Here is a 1157-nt window from a genome sequence, read left to right on the forward strand (position 1 = left end):
ACCGCCGGCTTCTCCACGGACTCCTGCTCGACAACGGTCTCGGTCATCTCTGGCGTCTCCTTGATCATCAGATCCGCCGTTGATTAGACACTCCCCGTTGATTAGCCTCGCCGTTTCGCTTGGTGCGATGAGGCGTCGCTGATCGCCAGCGGCTGGGTGGGCGGGGTGGTTTCGTTGCTTGGGCATGACGGAGTCCCGGCGCGGGGTCGGGTTCTCCAAGGTCTTTCGGGTCGTGGGCGGTCAGGGGTTTGCTGGTCAGCCGGCGGGACGGGGTAGTGCGGCGAGGCGGTGGAAGGCCGTGGCCAGTTCGTTTTTCCAGGGCCAGGTCGCCGATATCCGCAAGCGGAGGCGTCGGCCCCCGCGGGTGAGGCGGGCGGCGACGTGCAGCAGTCGGTAGCGGAGCTTCTTCGGCTCGGCAGCCGCGAGTTCGCCGTCCAGGAGGAGGGTGCGGGTCCAGGCCAGCAGGTCGATCGCCGCGAGGCTGAGTTCGAGCCAGACGGCGTTGATGCCGAAGCCTCGGGAGGGGAAGCGGCCGAATCCGGTGGTCTTGCCGCATCGGATGTGGTCCTCGACGGTGGCATGCCCGCGGTGACGGACTTCGAGGAACTGGGCGGAGCCGCCACCGGAGTAGGGGGCGTCGGTGAGGAACACCTGGTGACGCAGGCCCTCGTCCTGGTCGAACAAGGACAGTTGGGCTCCGGGGTGCGGCCGCTCGCGGCGCACGATGATGCGGGTGCCGGCCGGGTAGCCGCCCAGATCGACCATGCCGGTCAGCTCGGCGACCTCAGCGCCATCGCGCATTGTCCCGTCCTGGTCCAGGGCGGGATGCCAGAGGCGGGCGGGAATGGCCCGGACAGCGCGGCGGACCGGCTCGGTGATGGCGTATCCGACCGAGAAGAAGGTGCGGATTCCTCGTTTGCGCATGTCACGGACGTGAGCGAGGAAGGCTTTCGCGGATCCGGCGCTGTCGGTGCGGACCAGGATGTCGGTGCCGTGCCGGTAGGCGTCGGGAATCTGCGCGAGTGCCTGGTCGAGTACCGCGATGTGGTCGCTCGCGGTGTTGGCGCCGGCGTTCCCGGGCCGCAGTCGGCCGGACAGTGCCTCTCCGGTGTTGGCCAGGAAGCACAGCAGCGGGTGGTAGCCGAAGCCGCCCTTGT

The 1157-nt window shown here is 68.6% G+C and carries 1 protein-coding gene; it reads right to left on the minus strand.

The genetic code is table 11. The annotated features are described in order from the left end of the window. Window positions 1–255: 255 nt before the first annotated feature. On the minus strand, window positions 256–1157 hold a 902-nt coding region (locus ACWDVB_RS40305; RefSeq protein ID WP_451612073.1), incomplete at its 5' end, for an IS1380 family transposase.

The organism is Streptomyces sp. NPDC003379 (assembly GCF_053589195.1).